Consider the following 25,838-nt stretch of genomic DNA (forward strand, 5'->3'; position numbering starts at 1 on the left):
AGATGGCTACGTCAATTGACGTATGGGCGGTTTCAAGGGTTCTTCCTAATCTTGGACCCAGCGCGGAAACAAGCCGTAACCGCAACGCCAGTTTTCAGCCACTTGCAGATCACCCAACCGATCCTTACAGGAGAGTCACCATGAGCCACCCCTCCGACCCCCGCACACCTGGTTCCCCCGGCACGGAAATGGGCCGCCGCCGCGTCCTGCAGGCGCTTGGCGCCGCCTCGGTGGCCGGGCTGCCGGCCTGGTCCTTCGCCCAGCCCACGGCCCAGGTCAACACCACCAAGCTGGCCGTGACCGATACCGAAGTCGTCGTGGGCCAGCTGCACTCGGCCACGGGCACCATGGCGATCTCCGAGACCGGCTCCATCCAGGCCGAGCAACTGGCCATCGACCAGATCAACGCCATGGGCGGCATCCTGGGCCGCAAGATCCGCGTGATCAAGGAAGACGGCGCCTCCGACTGGCCCACCTTCGCCGAGAAGTCCAAGAAACTGCTCATCAACGACCGCTGCGCCGCCGTCTTCGGCTGCTGGACCAGCGCCTCGCGCAAGGCCGTGCTGCCCGTGTTCGAGAAGGAAAACGGCCTGCTGTACTACCCCACCTTCTACGAAGGCCTGGAGCAGTCCAAGAACGTGATCTACACGGGCCAGGAAGCCACGCAGCAGATCCTGTACAGCCTGGACTGGGCCAAGGCCGAGAAGAAGGCCAAGACCTTCTTCCTCATCGGCTCGGACTACATCTGGCCGCGCACCTCGATGAAGATCGCGCGCAAGCACATCGAGAACTTCCAGAAGGGCAAGGTCGTTGGCGAGGAGTACTACCCGCTGGGCAGCACCAACTTCGGCTCGCTGGTCAACAAGATCAAGCTGCAAAAGCCGGACTGCATCTTCGTGGCCGTGGTGGGCGGCTCCAACGTGGCCTTCTACAAGGCGCTCAAGGCCGCAGGCATCACGGGTGACAAGCAATTGCTGGTCACGCTGTCGGTGACCGAGGACGAGATGACCGGCGTGGGCGGCGAAAACTTCACGGGTTTTTACTCCTCGATGAAGTACTTCCAGACGCTGGACAACGAGAACAACAAGAAGTTCGTGGCCGCCTTCAAGGCCAAGTACGGCCCCAATGCCGTCATCGGCGACGTCACCCAGGCCGGCTACCTGGGCCCCTGGCTGTGGAAGGCCGCCGTGGAAAAGGCCAAGAGCTTCGACGTGGACAAGGTGGTGGCCGCATCGCCGGGGCTGGAGCTCAAGACCGCGCCCGAAGGCTACGTGAAGGTGGACGCCAACCACCACCTGTGGAGCAAGTCGCGCATTGCCGTGGGGCAGCCGGACGGCACGTTCAAGGTGGTCTCGGAGTCGCCTGAACTCATCAAACCCGATCCCTTCCCCAAGGGATATCAATAAGCACCCCCTGAGCCGCTGCGCGGCTTCCCCCTCTCTCGCTACGCGGGAGGGGGACGACACCCTCGGTGCGGGACGGCCCTTCCTCGGTGTCTCCCGCGTCGGGCTCTGCCAGTTTCAGGCAGGGGCGGCTCGTCGCATTGATTGCGTTTCCCGATTGGCTTGCGCGCAGGAGCAGCACCATGAGTTTTTCCGACATGATGAACATCGGCCTGATGCAGGGCTTCGCGGGGCTGAGCCTGTTCGCCGTGCTGCTGCTGATGGGCCTGGGCCTGGCCATCATCTTTGGCCAGATGGGCGTGATCAACATGGCGCATGGCGAGTTCATGACCATCGGCGCCTACACCATCTACCTGGGCTCCACGCTCACGGCGCAGCACGCGCCCGAGTTCATGCCCTACTACTTCCCGCTGGCCATCGTGGCCGCCTTCCTGTTCGCCTTCGCGGCCGGCTGGCTGGTGGAGTGGGGGCTGATCCGCCACCTCTACAAGCGCCCGCTGGACACGCTGCTGGCCACCTGGGGCGTGAGCCTGGCGCTGCAGCAGTGCTTTCGCACCTTCATCGGCCCCAAGGAAGTCAGCCCCACCCTGCCTGACTGGCTGATGGGCTCGTGGGCGCCGGCCGAGGGGCTGGACATTCCCATCAACGGCCTGTTCGTGCTGGCGCTGACCGCGGTGGTCACGGCCGGCGTGCTGATCGCGCTGCACAAGAGCCGCTGGGGCCTGCGCGTGCGTGCCACGGTCAGCAACCGCGTGATGGCCAATGCCATCGGCATCGACACCAAGAAGACCGACCGCCTGACCTTTGCCATCGGCTGCGGCATCGCAGGCGTGGCGGGCGCGGCCTTCACCACCATCGGCTCCACCGGCCCCACCTCGGGCTCGCTGTACATCGTGGACGCCTTCCTGGTGGTCACCTTCGGCGGCGCGGCCAGCCTGCTGGGCACCGTGGTCTCGGCCTTCGGCATTGCGCAGACGCAGTCCATCACCGAGTTCTTCCTGGCCGGCTCCATGGCCAAGGTGATCACGCTGTCGCTGATCGTCTTCATCCTGATGCTGCGTCCCCAGGGCCTGTTCGCGTCCAAGGTGCGGCGCTGATCCCGGCGCCGGCCCTGTCCACGAATTCCCCCGCGTTCCCCCGATTTCCCCTGAGTTCACCGGAGTCATTCCATGCAAGCCCTCAAAGCCTGGATACAGCGCTACCAGCTCGCCAGCCTGGTGCTGCTCACCGTCCTGCTGGCGGTGGTGCTGCCCCTGGCGCTGGACATCTTCCGCCTCAACCTGGTCGGCAAGTACCTGACCTATGCCTTCGTCGCCATCGGCCTGGTCATGGTCTGGGGCTATGGCGGCGTGCTCAGCCTGGGCCAGGGCGTGTTCTTCGGCCTGGGCGGCTACGCCATGGCCATGTTCCTGAAGCTGGAGGCGTCCGACCCCATCAGCACCAAGATCCAGTCCACGCCCGGCATCCCCGACTTCATGGACTGGAACCAGCTGACCGAGCTGCCCTCGTTCTGGCTGCCCTTCAAGAGCCTGCCGTTCTCGCTGGCCGCCGTCATCGCCGTGCCCACGCTGCTGGCCTGGCTCATCAGCTTCGCCATGTTCAAGCGCCGCGTGGGCGGGGTGTACTTCGCCATCATCACGCAGGCCGTGGCGCTGATCGTCACCGTGCTCATCATCGGCCAGCAGGGCTACACGGGCGGCGTCAACGGCATGACCGACCTCAAGACGCTGTGGGGCTGGGACACGCGCACGGACAGCGCCAAGTACATCCTCTACTACGTCTGCGTGGCCCTGCTGATCGGCGCCATCGTGCTGTGCCGCTGGATACAGACGGGCAAGGTGGGCACCCTGCTGCTGGCCATGCGCGACAAGGAAGACCGCGTGCGCTTTTCCGGCTACGACGTGGCCAACTTCAAGGTCTTCGTGTTCTGCCTGGCCGCTGCGCTGTCGGGCATAGGCGGCGCCATGTTCACGCTGCAGGTGGGCTTCATGTCGCCCAGCTTCGTGGGCATCGTGCCCTCCATCGAGATGGTCATCTACGCCGCCGTGGGCGGGCGCATGAGCCTGGTGGGCGCCGTGTACGGCACGCTGCTGGTCAACGCGGGCAAGACCTATTTCTCGGAGAGCTTCCCGGACCTGTGGCTGTTCCTCATGGCAGGCCTGTTCATCGGCGTGACCATGGCCTTCCCCATGGGGCTGGCCGGCCTGTGGGAAAGCCGCATCGTTCCGTGGTGGAACAGCCGCCGCAAGGGCACGGCACCTGCCGCAGCGCAGGGAGCCCAGGCAGCACCTGCCCCGGCCCCGGCCGCCACCAAGCCCACGTCCGCCCTGTCCGAAGGCATGGGCCGCCAGGGCGCCTGAACCACAGCGGGAGCACACCATGAGCAATACCGACTTCACGCTGGCCGTGGAAGACCTGACGGTCTCCTTCGACGGCTTCAAGGCCATCGACGCGCTGAACCTGTACATCGACAGGAACGAGCTGCGCGTCATCATCGGCCCCAACGGCGCGGGCAAGACCACGCTGCTGGACCTGATCTGCGGCAAGACCCGCGCCACGGCCGGCAGCATCAAGTTCAAGAACGAGGAACTCACCCGCATGGCCGAGCACAAGCGCGTGCGCCTGGGGATCGGGCGCAAGTTCCAGACGCCGTCCATCTACGAGAACCTGTCGGTCTTCCAGAACCTGGAGGTCTCCTACCCGCAAGGCCGCTCGGTCTTCGGCGCGCTGGCCTTCAAGTGCACGGAGGCGGTGCGCGATCGCGTGCAGGCCGTGGCCGCCGACATCGGCCTGGGCGAGCGCCTGGACACCGAGGCCGGCCTGCTCAGCCATGGCCAGAAGCAGTGGCTGGAGATCGGCATGCTGCTCATGCAGGAGCCCGAGCTGCTGATGCTGGACGAGCCCATCGCCGGCATGAGCGCCCGCGAGCGCGAACTGACGGCCGAGCTGCTGCAGCGCATCTGCAAGAACCGCTCCGTCATCGTCATCGAGCACGACATGGAGTTCGTGGCGCGCATCGCGCACAAGGTCACCGTCATGCACCAGGGAAAGATCCTCGCCGAGGGTCCCATGGACAAGGTGCAGGCCGACCCCAAGGTCATCGACGTCTACCTCGGCCACTGAGGCACGCACAAGGAATTCACATGCTGCAAGTCAAGGATCTGTACGTGGCCTATGGCCAGAGCGAGGCGCTGCACGGCATCAGCTTCGAGGGCCGCGAGAACGAAACCGTGGCCATCATGGGCCGCAACGGCATGGGCAAGACCACGCTGTTCAAAAGCCTGATGGGCGTCATGCCCGCCAAGGGCGGCCAGATCACCGTGGCCGGCCAGGACGTCACGAAGGACGAGAGCTTCCGGCGCGTGGCCAAGGGCATTGCCTACGTGCCCCAGGGCCGCATGATCTTCCCCACGCTGACCGTGGAGGAGAACATACAGACGGGCCTGGAGAACGCGAAGACGCGCCAGGTGCCCGACGACATCTACGCCCTGTTCCCCGTGCTCTGGGACATGCGCCGGCGCAAGGGCGGCAACCTCTCGGGCGGGCAGCAGCAGCAGCTGGCCATTGCGCGCGCCCTGGTCACCGACCCCAAGGTGCTGCTGCTGGACGAGCCCACCGAGGGCATACAGCCTTCCATCATCAAGGACATCGCCAAGGCGCTCAACGAGATCCGCAAGCTGCGCCGCATCACCATCGTGGTCAGCGAGCAGGTGCTTTCCTTCGCCATGGATGTGGCCGACCGGCTGTTCGTCATCGAGGGCGGGCGCCTGGTCCATGAGACGGCCCGTGCTGATACGGATGAACAGCGCATCAAGTCCTACCTCTCTGTATGAAGCACCCCCTGAGCGGCTGCGCCGCTTCCCCCTCTCTCGCACGCGGGAGGGGGACGACACCCTCGGTGCGGGGCGGCCCTTCCTTGGTGTCCCTGGGTTGTGCCGTGCCGGTTTCATTCACCGCGGTCGATGCAGGCGCCGAGTTCCTCTCTTTTTCCACTGCCATCGCAAGGAGCACACCATGGCCGAAACCCTGATCAAGGTCGATCTCAACCAGTCCCCCTACGACAACCCGCAGGTGCACAACCGCTGGCATCCCGACATCCCCATGGCGGTCTGGGTGGAGCCGGGCGCGGAGTTCAAGCTGGAGACCTATGACTGGACCGGCGGCGCCATCAAGAACGACGACAGCGCCGAAGACGTGCGCGACGTGGACCTGTCCACCGTCCACTTCCTGTCCGGACCCGTGGGCGTGAAGGGTGCCCAGCCCGGCGACCTGCTGGTGGTGGACCTGCTGGACATCGGCGCGCGCGACGACAGCCTCTGGGGCTTCAACGGCTTTTTCTCCAAGCAGAATGGCGGCGGCTTCCTGGACGAGCATTTCCCGCTGGCCCAGAAGTCCATCTGGGACTTCCACGGCATGTTCACCAAGAGCCGCCACATCCCCGGCGTCAACTTCGCCGGCCTCATCCACCCGGGACTGATCGGCTGCCTGCCCGACCCCAAGATGCTGGCCAGCTGGAATGAGCGCGAGACCGGCCTCATCGCCACCGACCCCGACCGCATTCCCGGCCTGGCCAACCCGCCCAACGCCAGCACCGCCCACATGGGCCAGATGCAGGGCGAGGCGCGCGACAAGGCCGCCGCCGAAGGCGCACGCACCGTGCCGCCGCGCGAGCACGGCGGCAACTGCGACATCAAGGACCTCTCGCGCGGCTCGCGCGTGTTCTTCCCCGTCTACGTGGACGGCGCGGGCCTGAGCGTGGGCGACCTGCACTTCAGCCAGGGCGATGGCGAGATCACCTTCTGCGGCGCCATCGAGATGGCCGGCTGGGTGCACATGAAGGTCTCGCTGATCAAGGGCGGCATGGCCAAGTACGGCATCAAGAACCCCATCTTCAAGCCCAGCCCCATGACGCCCAACTACAAGGACTACCTGATCTTCGAAGGCATCTCGGTGGACGAAAAGGGCAAGCAGCACTACCTGGACGTGACCGTGGCCTACCGCCAGGCCTGCCTGAACGCCATCGAGTACCTGAAGAAATTCGGCTACAGCGGCGCCCAGGCCTACTCGCTGCTGGGCACGGCGCCCGTGCAGGGCCACATCAGCGGCGTGGTGGACGTGCCCAATGCCTGCGCCACGCTGTGGCTGCCCACGGAGATCTTCGACTTCGACATCAATCCCACGGCCGAGGGTCCACAGAAGATCATCACGGGCGGGGTGGACCTGCCCATCGCCCAGGACAAGTAAGCCCGACATACGACACCCGCTATCCACCATCCGCCAGAGGCCGCCCATGCCCACCTATGACTACCACTGCACCGCATGCGGCGGCTTCGACGCGCTGCGCAGCCTCTCGCAGCGCAACGAGCCCGCGCCCTGCCCCAGCTGCGAGGCGGCATCGCCCCGCGTCTTCGTCAGCGCGCCGCGCCTGGCCTACACCAGCCCCGAGCAGCGCCGCGCCCACGACACCAACGAGCGTGCCCGGCACGAGCCCAGGCGCTCACGCGATGTGGCCGAGGGCAGCTACGCGCGCATGCGCCACCCTTCGGGCTGCGGCTGCTGCAGCGGCGCCAGCAAGCGCGGCTCCACGGTCACGGCGCCCAACGGCGCCAAGACCTTCCCGACCAAGCGGCCCTGGATGATCAGCCACTGACAGCGGCCCCTGCGCCGCACCAATGCAAAAAGGCCCGCGACGCGGGCCTTTTTCCTGCCTGGGCGTACCGCTCAGTGCACGGCGCCGATGAAGCCGGCCAGCTCCGGCGTCTGCGGGTTGGCGAACAGCTGCTTGGCCGGGCCGCTTTCGTGGATCAGGCCCTGGTGCATGAACACCAGCTGGTCGCCCACGTCGCGGGCAAAGCGCATCTCGTGCGTGACCATGATCAGCGTCATGCCCTCGGCGGCGAGCTGCTTGACCACGGCCAGCACCTCGTTGACCAGCTCCGGGTCCAGGGCCGAGGTGATCTCGTCGCACAGCAGCACCTTGGGCTGCATGGCCAGCGCGCGTGCAATGGCCACGCGCTGCTGCTGGCCGCCGCTGAGCTGGTCGGGGTAGCTGTCGTACTTGTCGCCCAGGCCGACCTTGGCCAGCATCTGGCGCGCCAGCGCCGCCGCCTCGGGCTTTTTCACGCCCTTGACCACGGTGGGCGACAGGGCCACGTTCTCGCCCGCCGTCAGGTGGGGGAACAGGTTGAACTGCTGGAACACCATGCCCACGTTCAGGCGCAGCGCGCGCAGCTGGGCGGGCGAGGGCGCGCTGCCCTCAGAGCCCTTGAGCACGGCGTCGTCCACCACGATCTGGCCGGACTGGATGGCCTCCAGCCCGTTGATGGAGCGCAGCAGCGTGCTCTTGCCCGAGCCGCTGCGGCCGATGATGGCGACCACCTGGCCGCTGTCCACGCTCAGGTCCACGCCCTTGAGCACATGGTTGTTGCCGTAATGCTTGTGAACGGCGCGCACATCAACGAGCGGCATAGAGTTTCTTCTCCAGATGGGATGCGTAGAGGGACAGGGGCCAGCACAGCAGGAAGTAGCCTGCGGCGACCAGGCCGTAGATGAGGAAGGGCTGGAAGGTGGCGTTGGCCAGCATGGAGCCGAGCTTGGTCAGCTCGCTGAAGCCGATGATCGAGGCCACGGCCGTGCCCTTGATGATCTGCACCGAGAAGCCGACCGTGGGCGCTATCGACAGGCGCAGCGCCTGCGGCAGCACCACATGGCGCATCTGCTGCAGGTAGCCCATGGCCAGGCTGGACGAGGCTTCCCACTGGCCGCTGGGGATGGACTCCACGCAGCCGCGCCAGACCTCGGCCAGGTAGGCGCTGGTGTACAGCGTCAGGCCGATGGCGGCCGCCGTCCAGGGCGAGATGTCCAGGCCGGCCATGGACGAGCCGAAGAACACGATGAACATCTGCATCAGCAGCGGCGTGTTCTGGAAGGCCTGGATATAGGCCTTGGCCAGGCGGCGCAGGTTCTGGCTGCGGCCCACGCGGGCGAACAGCACCAGCAATCCGGTGGCGCCGCCCAGCACGAAGGCCAGCAGCGACAGCGCCAGCGTGGCCAGCAGGCCCTCGGCCAGCTTGGCCAGGATGGGCAGCAGGGGAATGTCGGCAATCATGCGGCGTCTCCGGCAGTGGTCGCAGGTGCAGCGGGTGCAGCGGGCCGGGCTGCACGCGGCGTGCGGCGGCCCACCACGAAGCGCTGGCCTATCCAGGCCAGCAACTGGCGCAGTGCCAGGGCCAGCAAGAAGTACGCCGCCGTCACCACCAGGTAGGTCTCGAACGCGCGGAAGTTGCGCGACTGGATGAAGTTGGCCGCAAACGTCAGGTCCTGGGCGGCGATCTGCGAGACCACCGAGGTGCCCAGCATCACGATCACGATCTGGCTGCTCAGCGAGGGCCAGACCCGCTGCAGCGCAGGGCGCAGCACCACATGGCGGAAGACCGCCCAGCGGCCCATGCCCAGCGCGCCAGCGGCTTCCAGCTGGCCGCGCGGCGTCTCCTGGATGCCGGCGCGCACGATCTCGGTGATGTAGGCGCCCAGGTTGATCACCGTGGTCAGCAGGCAGGCCTGCCATTCGTTGATCTGCACGCCCAGCGAAGGCAGGCCGAAGAACACGAACATCAGCTGCACCAGGAAGGGCGTGTTGCGTATGCCCTCCACGTACACCTTGAACAGCCAGTGCAGCGGCGCAATGCGCCAGGCGCGGCTGACGCCGCCGGCCACGCCGATGGCGCCGCCCAGCACGGCACCGGCCGCCGTCAGCGCCAGCGTGAAGCCTGCGCCCTGTGCCAGCAGGCCGCTGTAGTCGAACACGGCGCCGAAGTCGAATTGATAGGCCATGGAAGGATTTCCGGGAGCAGGGGCGCAGCGGTTACAGGGTGGCGGGCAGCGGCATCTTCATCCAGCGCTGGGACAGGCTGGTCAGGCGGCCGTCGGCCTTGAGCTTGGTGATGATGGCGTCCACCTTCTGCAGCAGCGCCGGCTCGCCCTTGGCCACGCCGATGTAGCAGGGCGTGTCCTCGACCGCGAACTTCGCGTCCAGCTGGCGCAGCCTGGTGCGCTCGTTGACGGCGTTGGCCACGATGTTGCCCAGCGTCACCAGCTGCACCTGGCCCGTCAGATAGCTTTGCGCGGTGGCGTTGTTGTCCTCGTAGCGCTTGATGGTGGCCGAGGCCGGCGCCACCTGCGTGAGGGCCAGGTCCTCGGTGGAGCCGCGCGTCACGCCCACGGTCTTGCCGGCCAGGTCGGCAGGGGCCTTGATGCTCACGTCCTTGGGGCCGTAGACGCTCTTGGGGAAGGGCGCATAGGCCTGGGTGAAGTCGATCACCTTGGCGCGCTCGGCGTTCTTGCCCAGGCTGGAGATGACGATGTCGGCCTTGCCCGTGGTCAGGAAGGGAATGCGGTTGGTGCTGGTCACGGGCACCAGCTCCACCTTCACGCCCAGCTCCTGGGCCACCAGGGCCGCCATGTCGATGTCATAGCCCTGCAGCTTCAGGTCGGTGCCCAGCGAGCCGAAGGGCGGGAAGTCCTGCGGAATCGCCACGCGCAGCACGCCGGCCTTCTGGATGTTGGCCAGCATGTCGGCATGGGCTGCGCCGCCCAGGCCGGCTGCGGCCAGGGTGGCGGCCGCCAGGGCGGTGCGGATGAATGCGCGGCGGGGTGTCAGGGGGGAAGTCATGCGAAAGCTCCTTCGGGAGGGGGGATGGGGCGAAAGGAAAGCGGGTCAGGGTCGGGCGCAGATGTATCGGGCGCCGTTGCGTCGGGCGCCGTTGCGTCGGGCGCCGTCGCGTCGTCCGGTGTGTCGAGATCGATGCCGCTGCGCCTTGCGGCCGACAGCAGGTGGGCGCGCATGGCGCCCGCGGCACCCGGCGCATCGCCTGCGCAGACGGCCTGCACGATGGCGTCGTGCTCGCGCACGGGCTGGTCGTCGGCGCCGCTCCAGGCAAAGGGCAGGCGCAGGCTGTGGCTGATGGCCAGCTCCAGCTGGCGCGCCATGGCCACCAGGCCCGGGTTGCCCGACAGCTGGGCCAGCAGCAGGTGGAACTGCAGATCGGCGTCGGCGGCGGCCAGCAGGTCGCTGCGGTCCAGGGCGTGGGCCAGCTGGGACTGGGTCCATTGCAGCTGGCGCAGGCCGCTGTCGTCGGCGCGCACGGCCGCCAGCGCGGCCCAGCCGGGCTCCAGCACCAGGCGCAGCTCGATCAGCTGGCGCGGCGACAGCGTGCCTAGCGCCGGGGTGGCATAGGCGCGGTGCATGCGTGCACGGCCGCTGTGCGGGCCGTTGATGCGCACGCCCTTGCCCGGCTGGATCTCGACCAGGCCCAGGGCCTCCAGCATGGACAGCGCCTCGCGCAGCGAAGCGCGGCTGATGCCCAGCTGCCGGGCCAGCTCGCGCTGCGGCGGCAGCTGGCTGCCGCCGGGGTAGTGGCCGCTCAGGATGTGCTGCTGCAGCGTCTGGGCCATCGAGATCGGAATGCTTTGCATGGGCGGGCGCGGGTGGAGGGTTTTGGCCTGACTGGTCAGACCACGTAACCACCAGATAGCGAATTGCGTGCCAGATGCAAAAAAAGGAGCGTTGTCCTCAGGCGCTGCAAAGAATCCGGGGCGATGGGGCATAGACCATCCGCCTCGAAGGCGGCGCCGGCGGCCCGCGCTGCCGCGCTTTGGTGCAGTGCCGCATGGCTTTGTGCAGGCCTGCCCCGAATGCGGGCGTAAAACCCGCACTGCAGGCCGCCGCCAGCCGCCGTAGAATCCCGGGCTTTGGCCCGAGGAGCGTTGCAGCGCGGCACCCGCCCATCCGTACACCGGATCGCGTGCCGCGTCAGGCTTGGGCCAGGTGCAGGTTCCCGGCCGGACCGCGCCCACGGTGCCAACGACGCTCACCTGTTGCCATGCCGTTTTTGCAGGTGAGCTTGATGTCGTCCTCTTTCACTCCCCCTCCCATGCGTCTGTCGGGCCTGGAGCCTGTCTCCATCGGCGAGGGCACGCTGTTCGTCAACGTGGGCGAGCGCACCAACGTCACGGGCTCCAAGGCCTTTGCACGCATGATCCTCAACGAGCAGTACGAGGAAGCGCTGTCCGTGGCACGCCAGCAGGTGGAAAACGGCGCCCAGGTGATCGACGTGAACATGGACGAGGCCATGCTGGACAGCAAGGCCGCCATGGTGCGCTTCCTGAACCTGATCGCCTCCGAGCCCGACATCGCCAAGGTGCCGGTCATGGTGGACAGCTCCAAGTGGGAAGTCATCGAGGCCGGCCTGCGCTGCCTGCAGGGCAAGGGCATCGTCAACTCCATCTCCATGAAGGAAGGCCTGGATGAATTCAAGCGCCAGGCCCGGCTGATCAGGCGCTACGGCGCGGCCGCCGTGGTCATGGCCTTCGACGAGAAGGGCCAGGCCGACACCTACCAGCGCAAGATCGAGATCTGCGAGCGCGCCTACCGCATCCTGGTGGACGAGGTGGGCTTCCCGCCCGAGGACATCGTCTTCGACCCCAACATCTTCGCCGTGGCCACCGGCATCGAGGAACACGACAACTACGCCGTGGACTTCATCGAGGCCGTGCGCTGGATCAAGCGCAACCTGCCCGGCGCCAAGGTCTCGGGCGGCGTCTCCAACGTGAGCTTCAGCTTCCGCGGCAACGACCCCGTGCGCGAGGCCATCCACACCGTGTTCCTGTACCACGCCATCTCGGCAGGCATGGACATGGGCATCGTCAACGCCGGCATGGTCGGCGTCTATGACGACCTGGAGCCCCAGCTGCGCGAGCGCGTGGAAGACGTGGTGCTCAACCGCCGCCCTGACGCCGCCGAACGCCTGCTGGAGATTGCCGACGCCGCCAAGGGCGCCGCCAAGGACGACAGCAAGAAGCTCGAATGGCGCGGCACGCCCGAGAACCCGAAGACCGTGGGCGAGCGCCTGTCGCACGCCCTGGTGCACGGCATCACCGACTTCATCGTCGCCGACACCGAAGAGGCCTACCAGCAGATCGTGGTGCAGGGCGGCGGCCGCCCGCTGCACGTGATCGAAGGCCCGCTCATGGACGGCATGAACATCGTGGGCGACCTGTTCGGCGCCGGCAAGATGTTCCTGCCCCAGGTGGTCAAGTCGGCGCGCGTGATGAAGCAGGCCGTGGCCCACCTCGTGCCCTATATCGAAGAGGAAAAGCGCCAGCAGGAGGCGGCGGGCCTCGATGTGTCCAGCAAGGGCAAGATCGTCATCGCCACCGTCAAGGGCGACGTGCACGACATCGGCAAGAACATCGTCACCGTGGTCCTGCAGTGCAACAACTTCGAGGTCATCAACATGGGCGTGATGGTGCCCTGCCATGAGATCCTGGCCCGGGCCAAGGCCGAGGGCGCGGACATCATCGGCCTGTCGGGCCTGATCACGCCCAGCCTCGAAGAGATGCAGTACGTCGCCGGCGAGATGCACAAGGACGACTACTTCCGCATCAAGAAGATTCCGCTGCTGATCGGCGGCGCCACCTGCTCGCGCGTGCACACCGCCGTCAAGATCGCGCCCAAGTACGAAGGCCCCGTGGTCTACGTGCCCGATGCCTCGCGCAGCGTCAGCGTGGCCCAGAGCCTGCTGGGCGAGAACAAGGGCAGCTACCTGGCCGAGATCCAGGCCGACTACGACAAGGTGCGCACCCAGCACGCCAACAAGAAGAAGACACCGCTTTGGCCGCTGGCAAAGGCCCGCGCCAACGCCACGCCCGTGGACTTCGCCCAGGCCCCCGTGGCGCCGCGCGCCCTGGGCCGGCGCGTGTTCCGCAACTTCGACCTGGCCGAGATCGCCGAGTACATCGACTGGGGCCCGTTCTTCCAGACCTGGGACCTGGCCGGCCCCTATCCGGCCATCCTCGACGACGAGATCGTCGGCGTCGAGGCGCGCAAGGTGCTGGCCGACGGCCAGGCCATGCTCAAGAAAATCATCGAAGGCCGCTGGCTGCAGGCCAACGGCGCCATCGGCCTGTTCCCTGCCAACCGCGTGGGCGACGACATCGAGTTCTATGCCGACGAGTCCCGCAGCCAGGTCCTGATGACCTGGTACGGCATGCGCCAGCAGACCGAAAAGCAGATGGTGGAAGGCCCGGATGGCCAGCCCGTGATGCGCCCCAGCCGCTGCCTGTCCGACTTCGTGGCCACCAAGGAATCGGGCATCCAGGACTATGCGGGCCTGTTCGCCGTCACGGCCGGCATCGGCGCCGAGAAGAAGGACAAGGAGTTCCAGGACGCGCTGGACGACTACTCCGGCATCATGTTCAAGGCCCTGGCCGATCGCCTGGCCGAGGCCTTCGCCGAATGCCTGCACCAGCGCGTGCGCAAGGACCTGTGGGGCTATGCGCCCGACGAGGACCTCAGCAACGAAGCGCTGATCAAGGAACAGTACAAGGGCGTGCGCCCCGCGCCCGGCTACCCGGCCTGCCCCGACCACAGCGCCAAGACCGACCTGTTCGCCGTGCTCAAGGCCGACGAGATCGGCATGACGCTGACAGAGAGCCTGGCCATGAACCCGGCCTCCAGCGTCAGCGGCTTCTACATCGGCCACCCCGACTCCGTCTATTTCAACGTCGGCGAGATCGGCGAGGACCAGCTCGCCGACATGGCCGCGCGCCGGGGCATGGACATCGAGGAGCTGCGCAGGCTGCTGGCGCCGAATCTGGGGTGATCGCTGGCTGGTGACATCAACCAGTTGTTTAATATTTCGCTATTTTGGACAAAATCGTTTGTCTTCGGCTTTAATAGCGAAATGCCGCGCAAACCGCCCGTCGTCTTTCCGCAGGAGCAGCGCCTGCTTTCCGAACTCGGGGAGCGACTGCGCCTTGCGCGCAAGAGGCGCAAGCTGAGCAACGAGGTGGTGGCGCAGCGCGCGGGGCTTTCGAGGACCACGGTGTACAAGGTCGAGTCCGGCGATCCCGGTGCCACGCTGGGGTCCTACGTCCGGGTACTGGCCGTGCTCGGACTTGAAGGCGATCTCGGCCAGCTTGCGGCGGACGACCGGGTGGGGCGCAAGCTGCAGGATCTGGCGCTGGAACCCGTGCCGGTGGCAAAGCGCCGCAAGGCCAAAGCGGCATCGGTCGCAACGCCTGAAGATTCGGCATGAGCAAGCAGGACAACGCCCTGGAAGTCTGGCTGGACGACGATCTCGGCCCTGCCTGCCAGGTCGGCACCCTGGCCCATGACCGTGGGCAGATCCGCTTTCACTACGACCGCGACTGGCTCAAGGACCCTCGTGTCTTCGCTCTGGATCCGGACCTTTCCCTGGACGAGCATCCCTTTTTCCCAAAGCCCGAGTTGGGCAACTTCGGCATCTTCCTGGACTCGTCTCCCGACCGCTGGGGCCAGACGCTCATGAAGCGCCGTGAGGCGCTGCAGGCCAAGGACGAACAGCGGCCTGCCCGCACCCTCTATGCCTGGGACTTCCTCATTGGCGTACAGGACCAGACGCGTCAGGGCGCACTGCGCTTTCGTCGGCCGGGCACGGAGACCTTTCTTGGCGACGAGAAGATGGCGGCGCCGCCGGTGACGACCCTGCGCGAGTTGGAGGCGGTGGCCTACCAGCTCAGCAGCCGGCGTATTGACGACCTTGACGCGCTGCGCAAGTGGCTTGCCGTGCTCGTCGCGCCAGGCGCCTCTCTGGGTGGGGCGAGGCCGAAGGCCAACTTCACGCAGGCCGATGGCTCGCTGTGGATTGCCAAATTTCCCGCCCGCGACGATGACCGCGACATCGGGGCCTGGGAGTATGTCGTTCACCAACTGGCCCGAAAGGCCGGCGTGGATGTGCCGCCCGCGAAGCTGATCCAGTTCAACAATGGCTTGCACACCTTCTGTGTGCAAAGGTTTGACCGTGCGCATGGTGCGCGGCGGTTCTATGCCTCGGCGATGACGCTGCTGCGCAAGGCGCACAGCGAAGGTACGAGCTATCTGGAACTGGCCCAGTTCATCCGGTCCCAGGGCGATGCCGGGCATGCGGATTCCGACCTGGCGCAGCTGTTCCGGCGCGTGGCGTTCAACGTCGCCGTTGGCAATCGCGACGATCACCTGCGCAATCACGGCTTCGTTCTGGGCAGGACAGGGTGGTGCCTCGCCCCGGCGTTCGATGTCAATCCGAACATCGACAAGGCCGAGCATGTCTTGAACATCGACGACATCGACAACCGGCCCAGCCTGGAGACGGTTCTCGGCACGGCGTCGTTCTACGGACTTGACCGCAACCAGGCCCGGCAGATACTGGGCGAGGTCGCGGCGGTGGTCGATGGATGGCAGGCAGCTGCGCGCAGGATCGGCATCACCAGTGCCGATATCCAGCTGTCGGAATCCGCCTTTTCGGCCCATGCGGAGTTCCGGGCTTCCGCCGGTTAGCGGCAAGAACGCCTACTTGTCAGTCCAGGGCGCAGACTTCCACAGCGCGGTGAAGTCTGCCGTGGCCTTGTCCAGGCGGGTCTTCCAGGCCGCGCCCTCCACATAGTCCATTTCGGTGAACTGCTGGCGCATCTGCTTGTGGAACTCGGGATCGGCCGCGATGGCGCGCAGGGCCTCGGTCAGTCGCTGCTGCACCGCAGCGGGAAGGCCGGCCGGTGCCACGATGCCGCGCTCCGAATTGAACACCAGCTTCACGTTCTGCTCGTTGAAGCTGGGCACGTTGGGTGCCAGGCTGGAGCGCGCGGGGCTGGCCTGGGCCAGGATGCGTACCTTGCTCTCGAAGGGCATGACCTCGCCCAGGTTCATGCCGCCAATGGTCACATGGCCGCCCAGCACGGCCGTGCGCAGCGGGCCCGCGCCGTTGTAGGGCACGTGGTTCAGCCGGGTGCCCGTCAGGCGCTCGAACAGCACCATGGCCAGGTGGTCGTCGGTGCCCACGCCCGTCGATCCGTAGCTGATCTCGCCGGGCCGGGCCTTGGCGTCCGCGATCAGGTCGGCCAGGTTTTTGTACTTGCTGTCCGCCAGCACGCTGAAGGCGCTGGGGTCGCGCACCAGGTTGGCGATATAGGTGAAGTCCGTCGGCCTGAACTGCGTGCGCCGCTCAATGGGCAGGGTCACGAGGCCCGGCATGTTGGTCATACCGATCACATGGCCGTCGGGCGCGGCCTTGGCCACATAGGCCAGGCCCAGCTCGCCCGAGGCGCCCAGCTTGTTGGACACCACGACCTGGGTGCCCAACTGCTTGCCCAGGTGCACGGCCAGCGTGCGTGCCGTGATGTCCGTGCCGCCGCCGGCTGCAAAGCCCACGACGAGTTCGATGGGTTTTTCGGGCCAGGCGGCCAGGGCAGGGGCGGCCGCCAGGGCCAGCGTGGCGAGGCACAGGCCCAGCGCGTGGCGACGGTTGGGGTGGTTGCGGATGGTCATATGTCTCCTTGTTGGAATGGGTGTCGGGTGCGGTCTTGGCAGGGCTTTCAGGCGGCGTCGGATGGCACGGCCGGGCAGCCCCAGTCTGCCCAGAGCTTGGCCACGGCGGCATAGTCTTCGCGGCCGTAGCCGGCGGCGGCGGCCATGTCGTAGACGCTGTGCGAGCCTTGTATGGCGAACAGCGGCACGCCCAGCGTCTGGGCCAATTGCAGGGCCAGCACCGAATCCTTGCGCGCCGCATCCAGCGGCATGCCGCCCGCGTAGTCGCCCTGGACGATGCGCTCGGCATAGCGGTAGGTCAGCGGCCGGTGCAGGCCCATCTGCGCATCGGACAGCAGGGCGATGAGCTTGTCGCACTGCACGCCGGCGGCCGTGGCCATGGCGCCGGCCTCGGCCACGACCACCATCACCGCATGGGCGACGGCGTTGTTGATCACCTTGGCCGCCGCGCCCGCGCCCAGCGCGCCGAACCAGGTCTGGCGGCTGGCAATGGCATCCAGCACCGGCTGCACGCGCGCAATCGCCTCGGGCGATCCGCCCAGGGCCAGCGCAGCCGTGCCGGCCACCATCTGGCCCACGCCAGCCATGATGGAGGCGTCGATCAGGTCCACTCCATAAGGCGCCAGCAGCTTGTGCTGCGCATGGATGTGCTCGGGATTGACCGTGCTGGTCTCCACCACCACGGCGCCGCGCGGCAGCCGGGGCGCGATCTGCGCGAGCACGGACAGCGAGATGGCGGGAGAGGGCAGGCACAGCACCACGGTCTGCGTGGCGGATACATCCTCGGGCCCGGTGATGGCGGCGGCGCCGAAGCTGTCCTGCGCGCGCTGCCGTTGCGCGGCGTCGAGGTCGAAGACCTGGGTGGCGAAATGGCGGCCTATGCGTTCGGCCAGCGGGTAGCCCATATTGCCGAGGCCGTAGATGGCGACGCGAGTGTTCTGGTTCATGGTGCTTGTCTCTGCTGTGTTGGGAAAGGGCTTCACTTGGCCACGGACAACGGCTGGGCGTGCAGGCCGAAGTACATGCTCTTGACCTGGGCGTACAGGCGCAGCCCGTCTATGCCCTTTTCGCGGCCTATGCCGCTGTTCTTGAAGCCGCCGAAGGGCGTGCTGGTCACCGACTGCTTGTAGGTGTTGATCCAGACCGAGCCGGCCTCCAGCGCACGACCCATGCGCCAGGCGCGCTGGAAGTTCTCGGTCCAGATGCCGCAGGCCAGGCCGAAGGCCGTGCCGTTGGCCTGGGCGACGAGGTCCGCCTCGTCCTTGAAGGGCAGGGCCACGAGCACGGGGCCGAAGGCTTCTTCCTGGCAGGATGCGGCGCTGGCCGGCAGGCCGTCGATCACCGTGGGCAGGTAGAAGGCCCCGCCGTCGAAGTCCGTGCCCGTGGGCGCCGCGCCGCCGCACAGCACGCGGCCACCCTCGGCGCGCGCACGCTCCACGAAGGCCGCCACGCGCTCGCGGTGGTGGAACGAGGCCAGCGGGCCCATCTCCACACCCTCGGCGTCGGGCTGTGCCAGGCGCAGGCCTTTGGCGCGCGCAACCACCTGCTCCAGCACCTCGTCATAGATGCCCTGCTCGATGAACAGGCGCGAGCCCGCCACGCAGGACTGGCCTGCCGAGCCGAAGATGCCCGCCACCACGGCGGCCACGGCATGCGTGCGGTTGGCGTCGGCAAACACCACGTGCGGCGACTTGCCGCCCAACTCCAGCGCGGCGGGCACCAGGCGGTCGCCGGCCACGCGGGCAATGGCCCTGCCTGAGGTCGTCCCGCCCGTGAACGAGATCATGCGGATGCCCGGATGCGCGACCAGGGCGGCGCCCACATCGGCCCCGCGGCCCTGCACCACCTGCAGCATGTCCTGCGGCAGGCCGGCCGCCAGCGCGATGCGCGCCAGCTCGGGCGCCAGCAGCGGAGAATCTTCCGAGGGCTTGAGGATCACCGCATTGCCGGCCGCCAGCGCGGGAGCGACCTTGGTGGCGTCGTTCATGATGGGCGAGTTCCACGGCGTGATGGCTGCCACCACGCCAAAGGGCTCCAGCACGGTGAAGGACACATAGTCGCCGCGAGCCGGCGTCACATCGGTCTCCAGCGTCTCGCAGACGCCTGCGTAGTAGCGGAAGGTGCCTATGGCCGACTCCACCATGCCCCGGCATTCGCCCAGCGGCTTGCCGTTGTCCTGCATCTGCAGCCGTGCCAGAGACTCCTTCTCGGCGGCCAGGCCGTCGGCGATGGCCTGCAGCACCAGGGCGCGCTTGTGGGGCAGCAGCGACTTCCAGCCAGAATGGTGGAAGGCATGCCAGGCCCGCGTGACGGCAGCGTCCAGTTGCTCGGGCGTGGTGGTGGCGATGCGGGCGATCTCCTGCCCGTTGGCGGGATTGGTGCTGATGATTTCGGCGGCGTGCGTGGAGGCCATGAGAGGGTTCCTGGGTTGACTTTCGGGCGCAGTCTAGGAGTGCGCGGCGCGAAACTCAACGGGCACGTTGTCGCCAAAAAAGGCGATGAAACTATCAATAAGATGCAGGGCGGGCGAGGCCTGGAGCATGGCTTGCATGCACTTGCCACCCCGACTGAAAGAACCAAGAGACATGAGCAAGCAACAGCGATCAGGCCGGGAAAAAGAGGCCGCCTTTCCCCATGCGGCGCTGCCGGCGCAGGTGGCGGCCGTGATAGCCGCCATAGAGACGGACATCATCCGGGGCCGCATCCTGCCCCGCACGCGGCTGATCGAAGACCACCTGATGGAAGACTACGAGGCCAAGCGCCACGTGGTGCGTGCCGCGCTGACCGAGCTGCAGCGCCTGGGCGTCGTGGTCAAGCCGCCCCATTTGGGAGCCCGCATACGGCGCTTCGACGCGCAAAGCCTGCAAGACCTCTACCACCTGCGCAGCGTGCTGCACGCGGCGGCCGTGCAGGCCATGCAACTGCCGGTGCCGCCAGAACGCCTGGAGCCAGTGGCCCATGCCGCGCACGAACATGCGCTGGCCGTGGAGTCCGGCGACCTGATCGCCATCCACCGCACCAACATGGCCTTCCACCGATTGTTCTACGGCCTGTGCGACAACCCTTATCTGGAAGAGTCGATACGCCTGCACGACTGGCTGAGCTTTCCCGCACGCGCCTATGCGATTGCCGACCAGGAGGCGCTGGTCGTGGCGCGGCAGGAGCATGCGTTGATGGTCGAGGCGCTGGAGGCTGGCGACAGGAATTTGCTGTGCGACCTGGCCCTGCGCCATATGGGGCGCGCCCGGCAGATCTATGCGGAGCGCTATCTGCTGCGCTAGCGGTATGCCACTGTGTGGCGCAATGGCGCCCTACAAGGGCCCGGTGCACGCCAGCCGAACCCGCACCTCCTTGTTGGCGACCAGGGCCGGGTCGGTCGCAAGGACGAGTTTTCTCTCCCCTCCGCTGCCCAGGTCGATCAGGCCTTCCTGCAGTTCCTGCCGGACGCCCCCTCGGTTCACGCTGCTCGTGTAGGTCGCCAGAGCCGAAAGGCATCCGCACTCGCCAATCGATTTGCGCAGTTGAACACGGGTGTTCGCCCACACCACGTTGGACTCTGTGGAAGTCTTCGTCGCCGTGATCGACACGCAGGCTGAAAGATCGTTCTGAAACGTTATCTGGTCGGCATGGGCGGCAAAGGCGGACCCAGCCAAGAGAGCGGCCGATATTGCGTATCTGTTCATGCCGTACAAGTGTGCCTCCGTTCGGTTGGATGCCCGATGCCGTGCCCAAAAAACAAGGCGCACGAGGCGCCTTGTCATGGGTCGGCGGGATGGGTCCTCAGAGCCCGACTTCCTTGTTGTACGCCTTGCGCGCCGCAACGGCCGTGTCCGTGAAGTCGGTGAACACGCCGTCGATGCCCAGGCGGTAGTAGGCCAGGTATTCCTGCACGGGGTCGCCCTTGTACAGGCCGGCCAGGCGGCCCGGCTCGTTGCGGAAGGTGAAGCTGTGCACGATCAGGCCGGCCTTGTGGGCGTCGCGGATCAGGCCCGTGTCCTTGACGGTGTTCACGTCCTTGAGGCCGGCGCCGTCCTTGTAGGGCACGACGGAGTGGGCCAGGACCTGGGGCTTCCAGGGGCCGATGCCGTCGGCATAGGTCTTGATGTCGGCAAGGCCCGCGGGCGTGAGCATGGCGGCGAAGGTGCGCGCATCGCCGGCCAGGGTCCAGCTGTAGGGGCGGCCGCTGATGAAGGTCCACTCATCGTTGGTGATGTAGACCATGGAGCCGTCGCGCAGGCTGAAGTCGTTGCCGTCGATCAGCTGCACGCCCTTGGCCTTCATGCCGGCCTGGCGCAGGTACTTGAGGCTGGCCGGGTCGAAGCTCTGGATGTAGATGGCCGAGTCCTTGGCATTGAGCTTGTTCTGGTCCAGCAGCTTGATCACGGCGTCCTCGAAGGGACGCGAGCCGGGCGCGCCGCAGCCGTTGGCGATCGCCTGCTGGTTGTTCCAGTACGGGTTCTTGGTCTCGGCGTAGACGGGGATGGTGCGGCCCAGGGCCTTGCCCTTGGCGGCGGCGATGTCCAGCACGTCCTGGGCGCTGATCAGGGGCAGCTTGCCGTTCCACTCGGTGGGGCGTTCGCTGCGGTTGTCCAGGATGGTGCCGCCCAGCCAGCTGCGCAGCTCCTGCAGCGTGAAGTCGCTGATGGACCAGTCGTTGCGGTGGTCCTCGCCATCGACCACCAGGGCCTTGAGCACGGACTTGGGATCGTTGGCGTCCAGCTGGTCGCTCAGGTATTGCGAGGGGCCGTTGGCAGGCACGGCGGGGTACTTCACGTTGACCAGCACGCCGGCCGCAGTGCGCTGGCGGCGCGCCACTTCGGCATTGGTCTTGGCCACGTCGGCCACGTTGGTGCTGTCGCTGAGCCAGGCGTTGTGGCGGGCGACCAGCTGGCAGTCCTTCGTCATGTGCATGTCGAGTTCGAGCATGTCCGCGCCTGCATCGGCGGCGGCCTCGTAGGCCATGCGCGTCTGCTCCGGGAACTTGCCCGAGAAGCCGCGGTGGGCGATCACCTGGGGCTGCTTTCCGTCGAGCGTGAGGTAGAACGAGCCGCCGTCACCGCCGCAGGCCGTGAGGACTGCAGCCGCGCACAGGGACGCGAGCAGGGGAGTGCGGGAAAAGGACATAGGACGTTGGGTCATATCCGAAGCAGTGGTGGGTTGATGAACGGCGCGCAATGCGCCAGTCCAGCAGGGTATTCAGTCCGCCATGTCGGCACCATGACAGTGCGCCCCGCATGGCCCAGATTGGCGTTTTAGCGACGGTCGGTGGAATTTTGCCGACCCTCCGACACAGGGTTATCCCCCAAACAGGGGCGCCAGCGTGGCGCGCAGGCGGTCGCTGGCGCCCTGCGCCTCGGGCGGGCGGATCTCCAGCGAGCGTTCCACCGTGCCGATATGCTCCAGCAGCAGGGCCTTGGCGCCCTCGGTGTCGCCGCGCTCCAGCGCCTCGACGATGCGTTCGTGCTCGGCGCAGGACTGGCTGGCGCTGTGCGTGGACTGGAACAATGTGGCCGCCAGCGTGGTGCGCGCCGTGAGGTCGCGCAGCGTGAGCGCCAGCAGGCGGTGGCCCATCTGCTCGGCCAGGCAGACGTGGAAGTCGGCCAGCAGGAAGGCGCGCGTGGCCGCGTCGGCGCCGGCAATGGCGTCCTGCTCCTGGGCGATGTGGCGGCGCAGCTGGCCGATCACGCTTTGCATCGGGCGGCCGGCTTCGCCCAGGATGCCGGTCTCGATGATGCGGCGCGCCGCGAAGGCGTCCTGCGCCTCCTCGGCCGAGGGCTGGACCACGTACCAGCCGCGCCGGGGCTGCACCTGCACGAAGCCGCGCGCCTGCAGTTGCATCAGCGCCTCGCGCACCATGGTGCGGCTGACCGCGAAGTTGTCGGCCAGCTCCTGCTCCCCCAGCCGCTCGCCGGGCGCCAGTTTCTGGGCCAGGATGGCTTCGACCACGCGTTCGGCGATGTGCTGGGGGCTTACAGGTGTCATTGCGTTGCAGGGTGGGCAGGAGTCACGGTTGCGGGGACGGCGGTGGCGCCGGAGGGATCGGCGTCGGGCCCCTGATTGTCGGCTAGGCCGTCGAGCACGGCATGGGCGCGCTCGCGGTCGATGTCACCTTCCCAGGCGGCGATGGCCACGGTGGCCACGCAGTTGCCGATCAGGTTGCCCAGCGCGCGGGCAATGCCCATGAACCAGTCCACCGACAGCACCAGCACCAGTCCGATGGCGGGGATGGCCGGAATCGCATGCAGCGTGGCCGCCAGCACCACGATGGCCGAGCCCGGCACGCCGTGGGCGCCCTTGGAGGTCACCAGCGCAATCGCCAGGATGGTCAGCAGGTCGGCCATGCCGATGGGCGTGTTCGTGGCCTGGGCGATGAACACGGCCGCCAGCGTGATGTAGATGGAGAAGGCGTCCAGGTTGAACGAGTAGCCCGTGGGAATCACCAGGCCCACGGTGGAGTCGCGCACGCCCATGTTGCGCAGCTTGGCCATGATCTGGGGCAGCACGCTGTCCGAGGAGGTGGTGGCGAAGACCACCATCAACTCCTCGCGCAGGTAGCGCAGCAGCTTGATCAGGCTGAAGCCCGAAAAGCGCATCACCAGCCCCAGCACCACGAAGACGAAGAAGATCACTGCCACGTAGAACAGCAGCACCAGCATGCCCAGCTGCTTGAGCGAGCCTATGCCGTACTGGCCCACGGTGAAGGCGATGGCACCCAGCACGCCCAGCGGGGCCAGCTTGATGAGGATGCCCATGATCTTGAACAGCACGTTCGACAGCGTGTCGATCAGCGCATGCACGGGCGCGCCGCGCTCGCCCAGCATGGTCAGCGCGCAGCCGAACAGCACGGCGAACAGCAGCACCTGCAGCACGTCGCCCGTGGCAAAGGCCTGCACCACGGTGGTGGGGATGAGCTTCATCAGGAAGTCCACCGTGCCGCCGCTGGTCAGCTTGTCGGCGTTGCTGGCGTAGGCGCTCATGGCCGAGGCGTCGAGCTTGCTCGGGTCCACGTTCATGCCCGCGCCGGGCTGGAACACGAAGGCCAGCACCAGGCCCAGCACCAGGGCGATGGTGGTCAGCACCTCGAAGTAGATCAGCGACTTGACGCCGACCCGGCCCACGCGCTTGAGGTCGCCTGCGCCCGCGATGCCGTGCACCACCACGCAGAACACCAGCACGGGGATGATCATCTTGATGAGCTTGATGAAGCCATCGCCCAGGGGCTTGAGCTTCACGGCCCATTCAGGGGCCAATATTCCGGCGAGCACACCCAGGATGAGTGCGATCACCACCTGTCCGAACAGTGATCTGGCAAAGCGGCGCATAGTCGTCTTTCGCAAGTTGTGGAATCTTGTATGCAAGTGGATTTACAACTTGCATGCAAGAATGTAGACAAGCGAAACGCGTGCCAGCAGAGGGTATTCCCTGCAGATTTGCGGCACTCCAGAGAGCATCAGCCCTGACTTTTTCTGCATGAAATCCGCCGATGCGGGCGGGCCTCCCCGCCGTGGTGCAGGGCGGGTGGCCGGCATGCCCGCGCATGGTGCACAGGCGGGTGCGCGGGCGGGGCGCAGGCCCCGTGGCGGGGCATGCGGGGCATGCGCGGGCGCGGTGCCTTGCGCACCGCACCGGGATCAGCGCAGGTTGCGCTCCAGCGCGCGGTCCTTGATGAAGAAGGCCGCGAACAGGCCCAGCGTCACGCCGAACATCACATAGAAGGCCGGCGCCATGGGCGAGCCCGTGGAGCGGATCAGCCAGGTCACGATGAACTGCGCGAAGCCGCCGAAGATCATCACCGCCACGTTGTAGGCCATGGACATGCCGGCCGAACGCACCTGGGGCGGGAACAGCTCGGCCATCACCGTGCTGAACACGCCGAAGAACACGGCCACGAACACGCAGACCACCAGCTGGGTGATCAGCAGCTTCTGCACCGTGGGGCCGTCGGTCAGCCAGGCATACAGCGGGTAGAGCACCACCAGGTAGCCGATCAGCGAGCCGATGGTCAGCATGCGGCGGCCCACGCGGTCCGACAGGGCGCCGAAGAACGGCATGATCACCACCATCAGCGCGGCCCCGGCCATCTGCACCATGAAGGCATCGCGCATGGGCAGCTTCAGCGTCACCGTGGCATAGGTCACCAGGTAGGTGAAGGTGATGTAGATGGACACCGTGGCCGTGACCACCAGGCCCATGCCCACCAGCGTCTCGCGCGCATGCGTGCGCAGCATCTCCATGATGCCGATCTGGCGCGCCTTGCCGCTGGCCTGAGCGGCCTGCATTTCCTTGAAGACCTCGGGCTCCTCCACATGGCGGCGGATGTACAGCGCCACGGGAACGATCAGCAGGCCCACGGCGAAGGGCACGCGCCAGGCCCAGGCCATCAGCTCCTCCTCGGTGAAGATCTCGGTGATCAGCGTGCCCGTGGCCGCGCCGATCAGCAGGGCCAGCATCTGGCCGGCCATCTGCCAGGAGCCATAGAAGCCGCGCTTGCCGGGCGGTGCCAGCTCGATCAGCAGTGCCGTGGACGTGCCGAACTCGCCGCCGGCCGCAAAGCCCTGCAGCAGCCGCGCCAGCACGATGAACAGCGGCGCCAGGATGCCCACGGCCGCATAGGTGGGCGCCAGCGTGATCAGCGCGATCGCCACCGCCATCAGGCCCGTCACCATCACCATGGCCGCCTTGCGGCCCTTGCGGTCCCCGTACAGGCCCAGCAGGATGCCGCCCACGGGCCGCATGAAGAAGCCCACGCCGAACACGGCCGTGGTCATCAGAATGCGGTTGATGTTGTCGTCCGGATTGTCGGGATTGCTGGGAAAGAACAGCTTGGCGACGATGGGTGTCATGAAGGCGAACACCAGGAAGTCATACCACTCCAGCGCGTTGCCGATGACGGCGGCCACGATGTTGCGGGTCGAGACGGTTTGCTTGGTCAAAGCAGGGTCCATTTCCGAAAGGGGATTGAAAAGACGGCAGTCACGCCCGGGGCATGGGGCGGCGTGCCTGCCCGGGCCACAACCCGGGCGTACACTGCTTCGCCATATGCAATGCCTATGCCATGGCCTGCGTCGTCCGCGAAGGGGCGGCGCAGGCCATGG

At 66.9% G+C, this 25,838-nt stretch carries 24 protein-coding genes and 1 riboswitch; of the genes, 11 read left to right on the forward strand and 13 right to left on the reverse strand.

The genetic code is table 11. The annotated features are described in order from the left end of the window. The first annotated feature begins 140 nt into the window (after positions 1 to 140). The 7 genes from urtA (at position 141) to ACFPFG_RS19535 (ending at position 7,053) form a co-directional block, all read left to right on the forward strand. Positions 141 to 1,406, forward strand: coding sequence for an urea ABC transporter substrate-binding protein (urtA, locus tag ACFPFG_RS19505; protein ID WP_012202159.1), 1,266 nt, complete (start codon positions 141 to 143; stop codon positions 1,404 to 1,406). A gap of 179 nt (positions 1,407 to 1,585) precedes the next feature. Beyond that, positions 1,586 to 2,500, forward strand: a complete 915-nt coding sequence (gene urtB, locus ACFPFG_RS19510; RefSeq protein ID WP_013800106.1) for an urea ABC transporter permease subunit UrtB — start codon at positions 1,586 to 1,588, stop codon at positions 2,498 to 2,500. Between the two features lie 72 nt (positions 2,501 to 2,572). Then, positions 2,573 to 3,763 (forward strand): urea ABC transporter permease subunit UrtC, encoded by a 1,191-nt coding sequence (gene urtC, locus ACFPFG_RS19515; RefSeq protein WP_012202161.1) that lies wholly within the window; start codon positions 2,573 to 2,575, stop codon positions 3,761 to 3,763. Between the two features lie 19 nt (positions 3,764 to 3,782). Continuing rightward, on the forward strand, positions 3,783 to 4,526 hold the full coding sequence (urtD, locus tag ACFPFG_RS19520) for an urea ABC transporter ATP-binding protein UrtD (protein WP_197954431.1): 744 nt from the start codon (positions 3,783 to 3,785) through the stop codon (positions 4,524 to 4,526). A gap of 20 nt (positions 4,527 to 4,546) precedes the next feature. Beyond that, a complete protein-coding gene (gene urtE / locus ACFPFG_RS19525; protein ID WP_197954434.1) occupies positions 4,547 to 5,236 on the forward strand; it encodes an urea ABC transporter ATP-binding subunit UrtE in 690 nt (229 codons plus the stop codon). Between the two features lie 181 nt (positions 5,237 to 5,417). After that, positions 5,418 to 6,647 (forward strand): formamidase, encoded by a 1,230-nt coding sequence (fmdA, locus tag ACFPFG_RS19530; protein ID WP_097204649.1) that lies wholly within the window; start codon positions 5,418 to 5,420, stop codon positions 6,645 to 6,647. A 46-nt stretch (positions 6,648 to 6,693) separates the two neighbouring features. Then, complete coding sequence (locus tag ACFPFG_RS19535; protein WP_380107887.1) at positions 6,694 to 7,053, forward strand: FmdB family zinc ribbon protein; 360 nt, start codon at positions 6,694 to 6,696, stop codon at positions 7,051 to 7,053. 71 nt (positions 7,054 to 7,124) lie between these two features. Here ACFPFG_RS19535 and ACFPFG_RS19540 read toward each other — a convergent pair whose 3' ends face one another. From ACFPFG_RS19540 to ACFPFG_RS19560, 5 genes are read right to left on the reverse strand one after another with little or no spacing between them, the layout of a single operon-like run. Beyond that, entirely contained in the window at positions 7,125 to 7,871 is a 747-nt protein-coding gene (locus tag ACFPFG_RS19540; protein WP_012202166.1) for an amino acid ABC transporter ATP-binding protein, read from the reverse strand. Then, a complete protein-coding gene (locus ACFPFG_RS19545) occupies positions 7,858 to 8,511 on the reverse strand; it encodes an amino acid ABC transporter permease (RefSeq protein ID WP_012202167.1) in 654 nt (217 codons plus the stop codon). The genes ACFPFG_RS19540 and ACFPFG_RS19545 overlap by 14 nt, the downstream gene beginning before the upstream one ends. Beyond that, a complete protein-coding gene (locus ACFPFG_RS19550) occupies positions 8,508 to 9,236 on the reverse strand; it encodes an amino acid ABC transporter permease (RefSeq protein ID WP_099732519.1) in 729 nt (242 codons plus the stop codon). Before ACFPFG_RS19550 ends, ACFPFG_RS19545 begins: the two co-directional genes overlap by 4 nt. A gap of 31 nt (positions 9,237 to 9,267) precedes the next feature. Beyond that, positions 9,268 to 10,074: a transporter substrate-binding domain-containing protein gene (locus tag ACFPFG_RS19555; protein ID WP_197954438.1), complete on the reverse strand. Its 807-nt coding sequence runs from the start codon at positions 10,072 to 10,074 to the stop codon at positions 9,268 to 9,270. After that, positions 10,071 to 10,877 carry a FadR/GntR family transcriptional regulator gene (locus ACFPFG_RS19560; protein WP_380107890.1) on the reverse strand — a complete coding sequence of 269 codons (807 nt, stop codon included), beginning with the start codon at positions 10,875 to 10,877 and terminating at the stop codon, positions 10,071 to 10,073. Before ACFPFG_RS19560 ends, ACFPFG_RS19555 begins: the two co-directional genes overlap by 4 nt. Positions 10,878 to 11,154: 277 nt before the next feature. After that, a riboswitch (S-adenosyl-L-homocysteine riboswitch) is annotated at positions 11,155 to 11,281 on the forward strand. 27 nt (positions 11,282 to 11,308) lie between these two features. Here ACFPFG_RS19560 and metH point away from each other — a divergent pair. From metH to ACFPFG_RS19575, 3 genes are all read left to right on the forward strand, one after another. Then, positions 11,309 to 14,065, forward strand: a complete 2,757-nt coding sequence (gene metH / locus ACFPFG_RS19565) for a methionine synthase (RefSeq protein WP_232245691.1) — start codon at positions 11,309 to 11,311, stop codon at positions 14,063 to 14,065. Positions 14,066 to 14,146: 81 nt separating this feature from the next. Further along, positions 14,147 to 14,500, forward strand: coding sequence for a helix-turn-helix domain-containing protein (locus tag ACFPFG_RS19570; RefSeq protein ID WP_183021306.1), 354 nt, complete (start codon positions 14,147 to 14,149; stop codon positions 14,498 to 14,500). Beyond that, complete coding sequence (locus ACFPFG_RS19575; RefSeq protein WP_183021213.1) at positions 14,497 to 15,759, forward strand: type II toxin-antitoxin system HipA family toxin; 1,263 nt, start codon at positions 14,497 to 14,499, stop codon at positions 15,757 to 15,759. Before ACFPFG_RS19570 ends, ACFPFG_RS19575 begins: the two co-directional genes overlap by 4 nt. A 12-nt stretch (positions 15,760 to 15,771) precedes the next feature. Here the strand turns inward: ACFPFG_RS19575 and ACFPFG_RS19580 are convergent, their stop codons facing one another. From ACFPFG_RS19580 to ACFPFG_RS19590, 3 genes are read right to left on the reverse strand one after another with little or no spacing between them, the layout of a single operon-like run. After that, on the reverse strand, positions 15,772 to 16,743 hold the full coding sequence (locus ACFPFG_RS19580) for a tripartite tricarboxylate transporter substrate binding protein (RefSeq protein ID WP_183021214.1): 972 nt from the start codon (positions 16,741 to 16,743) through the stop codon (positions 15,772 to 15,774). Positions 16,744 to 16,790: 47 nt separating this feature from the next. After that, a complete protein-coding gene (locus tag ACFPFG_RS19585) occupies positions 16,791 to 17,690 on the reverse strand; it encodes an NAD(P)-dependent oxidoreductase (RefSeq protein WP_380107894.1) in 900 nt (299 codons plus the stop codon). A gap of 32 nt (positions 17,691 to 17,722) precedes the next feature. Continuing rightward, positions 17,723 to 19,156 carry an aldehyde dehydrogenase gene (locus ACFPFG_RS19590; protein ID WP_183021216.1) on the reverse strand — a complete coding sequence of 478 codons (1,434 nt, stop codon included), beginning with the start codon at positions 19,154 to 19,156 and terminating at the stop codon, positions 17,723 to 17,725. 172 nt (positions 19,157 to 19,328) lie between these two features. Between ACFPFG_RS19590 and ACFPFG_RS19595 the strand changes: the two genes are divergently transcribed. Next, positions 19,329 to 20,024: a GntR family transcriptional regulator gene (locus ACFPFG_RS19595; protein WP_061287479.1), complete on the forward strand. Its 696-nt coding sequence runs from the start codon at positions 19,329 to 19,331 to the stop codon at positions 20,022 to 20,024. A 30-nt stretch (positions 20,025 to 20,054) separates the two neighbouring features. On the opposite strand, the gene ACFPFG_RS19600 is transcribed toward ACFPFG_RS19595, so the two are convergent. The 5 genes from ACFPFG_RS19600 to ACFPFG_RS19620 all read right to left on the reverse strand — a co-directional run bounded on the left by ACFPFG_RS19600 (position 20,055) and on the right by ACFPFG_RS19620 (position 25,688). Next, a complete protein-coding gene (locus ACFPFG_RS19600; protein ID WP_183021307.1) occupies positions 20,055 to 20,426 on the reverse strand; it encodes a DUF2195 family protein in 372 nt (123 codons plus the stop codon). A 97-nt stretch (positions 20,427 to 20,523) separates the two neighbouring features. Further along, the gene (locus ACFPFG_RS19605; RefSeq protein ID WP_197957488.1) at positions 20,524 to 21,867 is read right to left on the reverse strand and encodes a glycerophosphodiester phosphodiesterase family protein; all 1,344 of its coding nucleotides are present in this window, start codon (positions 21,865 to 21,867) and stop codon (positions 20,524 to 20,526) included. A 171-nt stretch (positions 21,868 to 22,038) separates the two neighbouring features. Next, on the reverse strand, positions 22,039 to 22,725 hold the full coding sequence (locus ACFPFG_RS19610; RefSeq protein ID WP_183021217.1) for a GntR family transcriptional regulator: 687 nt from the start codon (positions 22,723 to 22,725) through the stop codon (positions 22,039 to 22,041). Then, positions 22,722 to 24,065: a C4-dicarboxylate transporter DctA gene (locus tag ACFPFG_RS19615; RefSeq protein ID WP_312373771.1), complete on the reverse strand. Its 1,344-nt coding sequence runs from the start codon at positions 24,063 to 24,065 to the stop codon at positions 22,722 to 22,724. The genes ACFPFG_RS19610 and ACFPFG_RS19615 overlap by 4 nt, the downstream gene beginning before the upstream one ends. Before the next feature lie 309 nt (positions 24,066 to 24,374). Then, entirely contained in the window at positions 24,375 to 25,688 is a 1,314-nt protein-coding gene (locus tag ACFPFG_RS19620; protein WP_071953865.1) for an MFS transporter, read from the reverse strand. Positions 25,689 to 25,838 lie beyond the last annotated feature (150 nt).

Origin of the sequence: Delftia deserti, from assembly GCF_042653485.1 — a bacterium.
GTDB lineage: Bacteria > Pseudomonadota > Gammaproteobacteria > Burkholderiales > Burkholderiaceae_C > Comamonas > Comamonas acidovorans.

Excerpts from the sequence above, each read along its gene's own strand:
- metH (WP_232245691.1), top strand. The coding sequence starts at position 11,309 with ATGTCGTCCTCTTTCACTCCCCCTCCCATGCGTCTGTCGGGCCTGGAG.
- urtC (WP_012202161.1), top strand. The coding sequence starts at position 2,573 with ATGCAAGCCCTCAAAGCCTGGATACAGCGCTACCAGCTCGCCAGCCTG.
- ACFPFG_RS19575 (WP_183021213.1), top strand. The coding sequence starts at position 14,497 with ATGAGCAAGCAGGACAACGCCCTGGAAGTCTGGCTGGACGACGATCTC.
- ACFPFG_RS19585 (WP_380107894.1), bottom strand. The coding sequence starts at position 17,690 with ATGAACCAGAACACTCGCGTCGCCATCTACGGCCTCGGCAATATGGGC.
- ACFPFG_RS19545 (WP_012202167.1), bottom strand. The coding sequence starts at position 8,511 with ATGATTGCCGACATTCCCCTGCTGCCCATCCTGGCCAAGCTGGCCGAG.
- ACFPFG_RS19540 (WP_012202166.1), bottom strand. The coding sequence starts at position 7,871 with ATGCCGCTCGTTGATGTGCGCGCCGTTCACAAGCATTACGGCAACAAC.
- urtD (WP_197954431.1), top strand. The coding sequence starts at position 3,783 with ATGAGCAATACCGACTTCACGCTGGCCGTGGAAGACCTGACGGTCTCC.
- ACFPFG_RS19615 (WP_312373771.1), bottom strand. The coding sequence starts at position 24,065 with ATGCGCCGCTTTGCCAGATCACTGTTCGGACAGGTGGTGATCGCACTC.
- ACFPFG_RS19555 (WP_197954438.1), bottom strand. The coding sequence starts at position 10,074 with ATGACTTCCCCCCTGACACCCCGCCGCGCATTCATCCGCACCGCCCTG.
- ACFPFG_RS19535 (WP_380107887.1), top strand. The coding sequence starts at position 6,694 with ATGCCCACCTATGACTACCACTGCACCGCATGCGGCGGCTTCGACGCG.
- urtB (WP_013800106.1), top strand. The coding sequence starts at position 1,586 with ATGAGTTTTTCCGACATGATGAACATCGGCCTGATGCAGGGCTTCGCG.
- ACFPFG_RS19590 (WP_183021216.1), bottom strand. The coding sequence starts at position 19,156 with ATGGCCTCCACGCACGCCGCCGAAATCATCAGCACCAATCCCGCCAAC.
- ACFPFG_RS19560 (WP_380107890.1), bottom strand. The coding sequence starts at position 10,877 with ATGCAAAGCATTCCGATCTCGATGGCCCAGACGCTGCAGCAGCACATC.
- urtE (WP_197954434.1), top strand. The coding sequence starts at position 4,547 with ATGCTGCAAGTCAAGGATCTGTACGTGGCCTATGGCCAGAGCGAGGCG.
- fmdA (WP_097204649.1), top strand. The coding sequence starts at position 5,418 with ATGGCCGAAACCCTGATCAAGGTCGATCTCAACCAGTCCCCCTACGAC.
- ACFPFG_RS19595 (WP_061287479.1), top strand. The coding sequence starts at position 19,329 with ATGAGCAAGCAACAGCGATCAGGCCGGGAAAAAGAGGCCGCCTTTCCC.
- ACFPFG_RS19580 (WP_183021214.1), bottom strand. The coding sequence starts at position 16,743 with ATGACCATCCGCAACCACCCCAACCGTCGCCACGCGCTGGGCCTGTGC.
- urtA (WP_012202159.1), top strand. The coding sequence starts at position 141 with ATGAGCCACCCCTCCGACCCCCGCACACCTGGTTCCCCCGGCACGGAA.
- ACFPFG_RS19605 (WP_197957488.1), bottom strand. The coding sequence starts at position 21,867 with ATGTCCTTTTCCCGCACTCCCCTGCTCGCGTCCCTGTGCGCGGCTGCA.
- ACFPFG_RS19550 (WP_099732519.1), bottom strand. The coding sequence starts at position 9,236 with ATGGCCTATCAATTCGACTTCGGCGCCGTGTTCGACTACAGCGGCCTG.
- ACFPFG_RS19610 (WP_183021217.1), bottom strand. The coding sequence starts at position 22,725 with ATGACACCTGTAAGCCCCCAGCACATCGCCGAACGCGTGGTCGAAGCC.
- ACFPFG_RS19600 (WP_183021307.1), bottom strand. The coding sequence starts at position 20,426 with ATGAACAGATACGCAATATCGGCCGCTCTCTTGGCTGGGTCCGCCTTT.
- ACFPFG_RS19620 (WP_071953865.1), bottom strand. The coding sequence starts at position 25,688 with ATGGACCCTGCTTTGACCAAGCAAACCGTCTCGACCCGCAACATCGTG.
- ACFPFG_RS19570 (WP_183021306.1), top strand. The coding sequence starts at position 14,147 with ATGCCGCGCAAACCGCCCGTCGTCTTTCCGCAGGAGCAGCGCCTGCTT.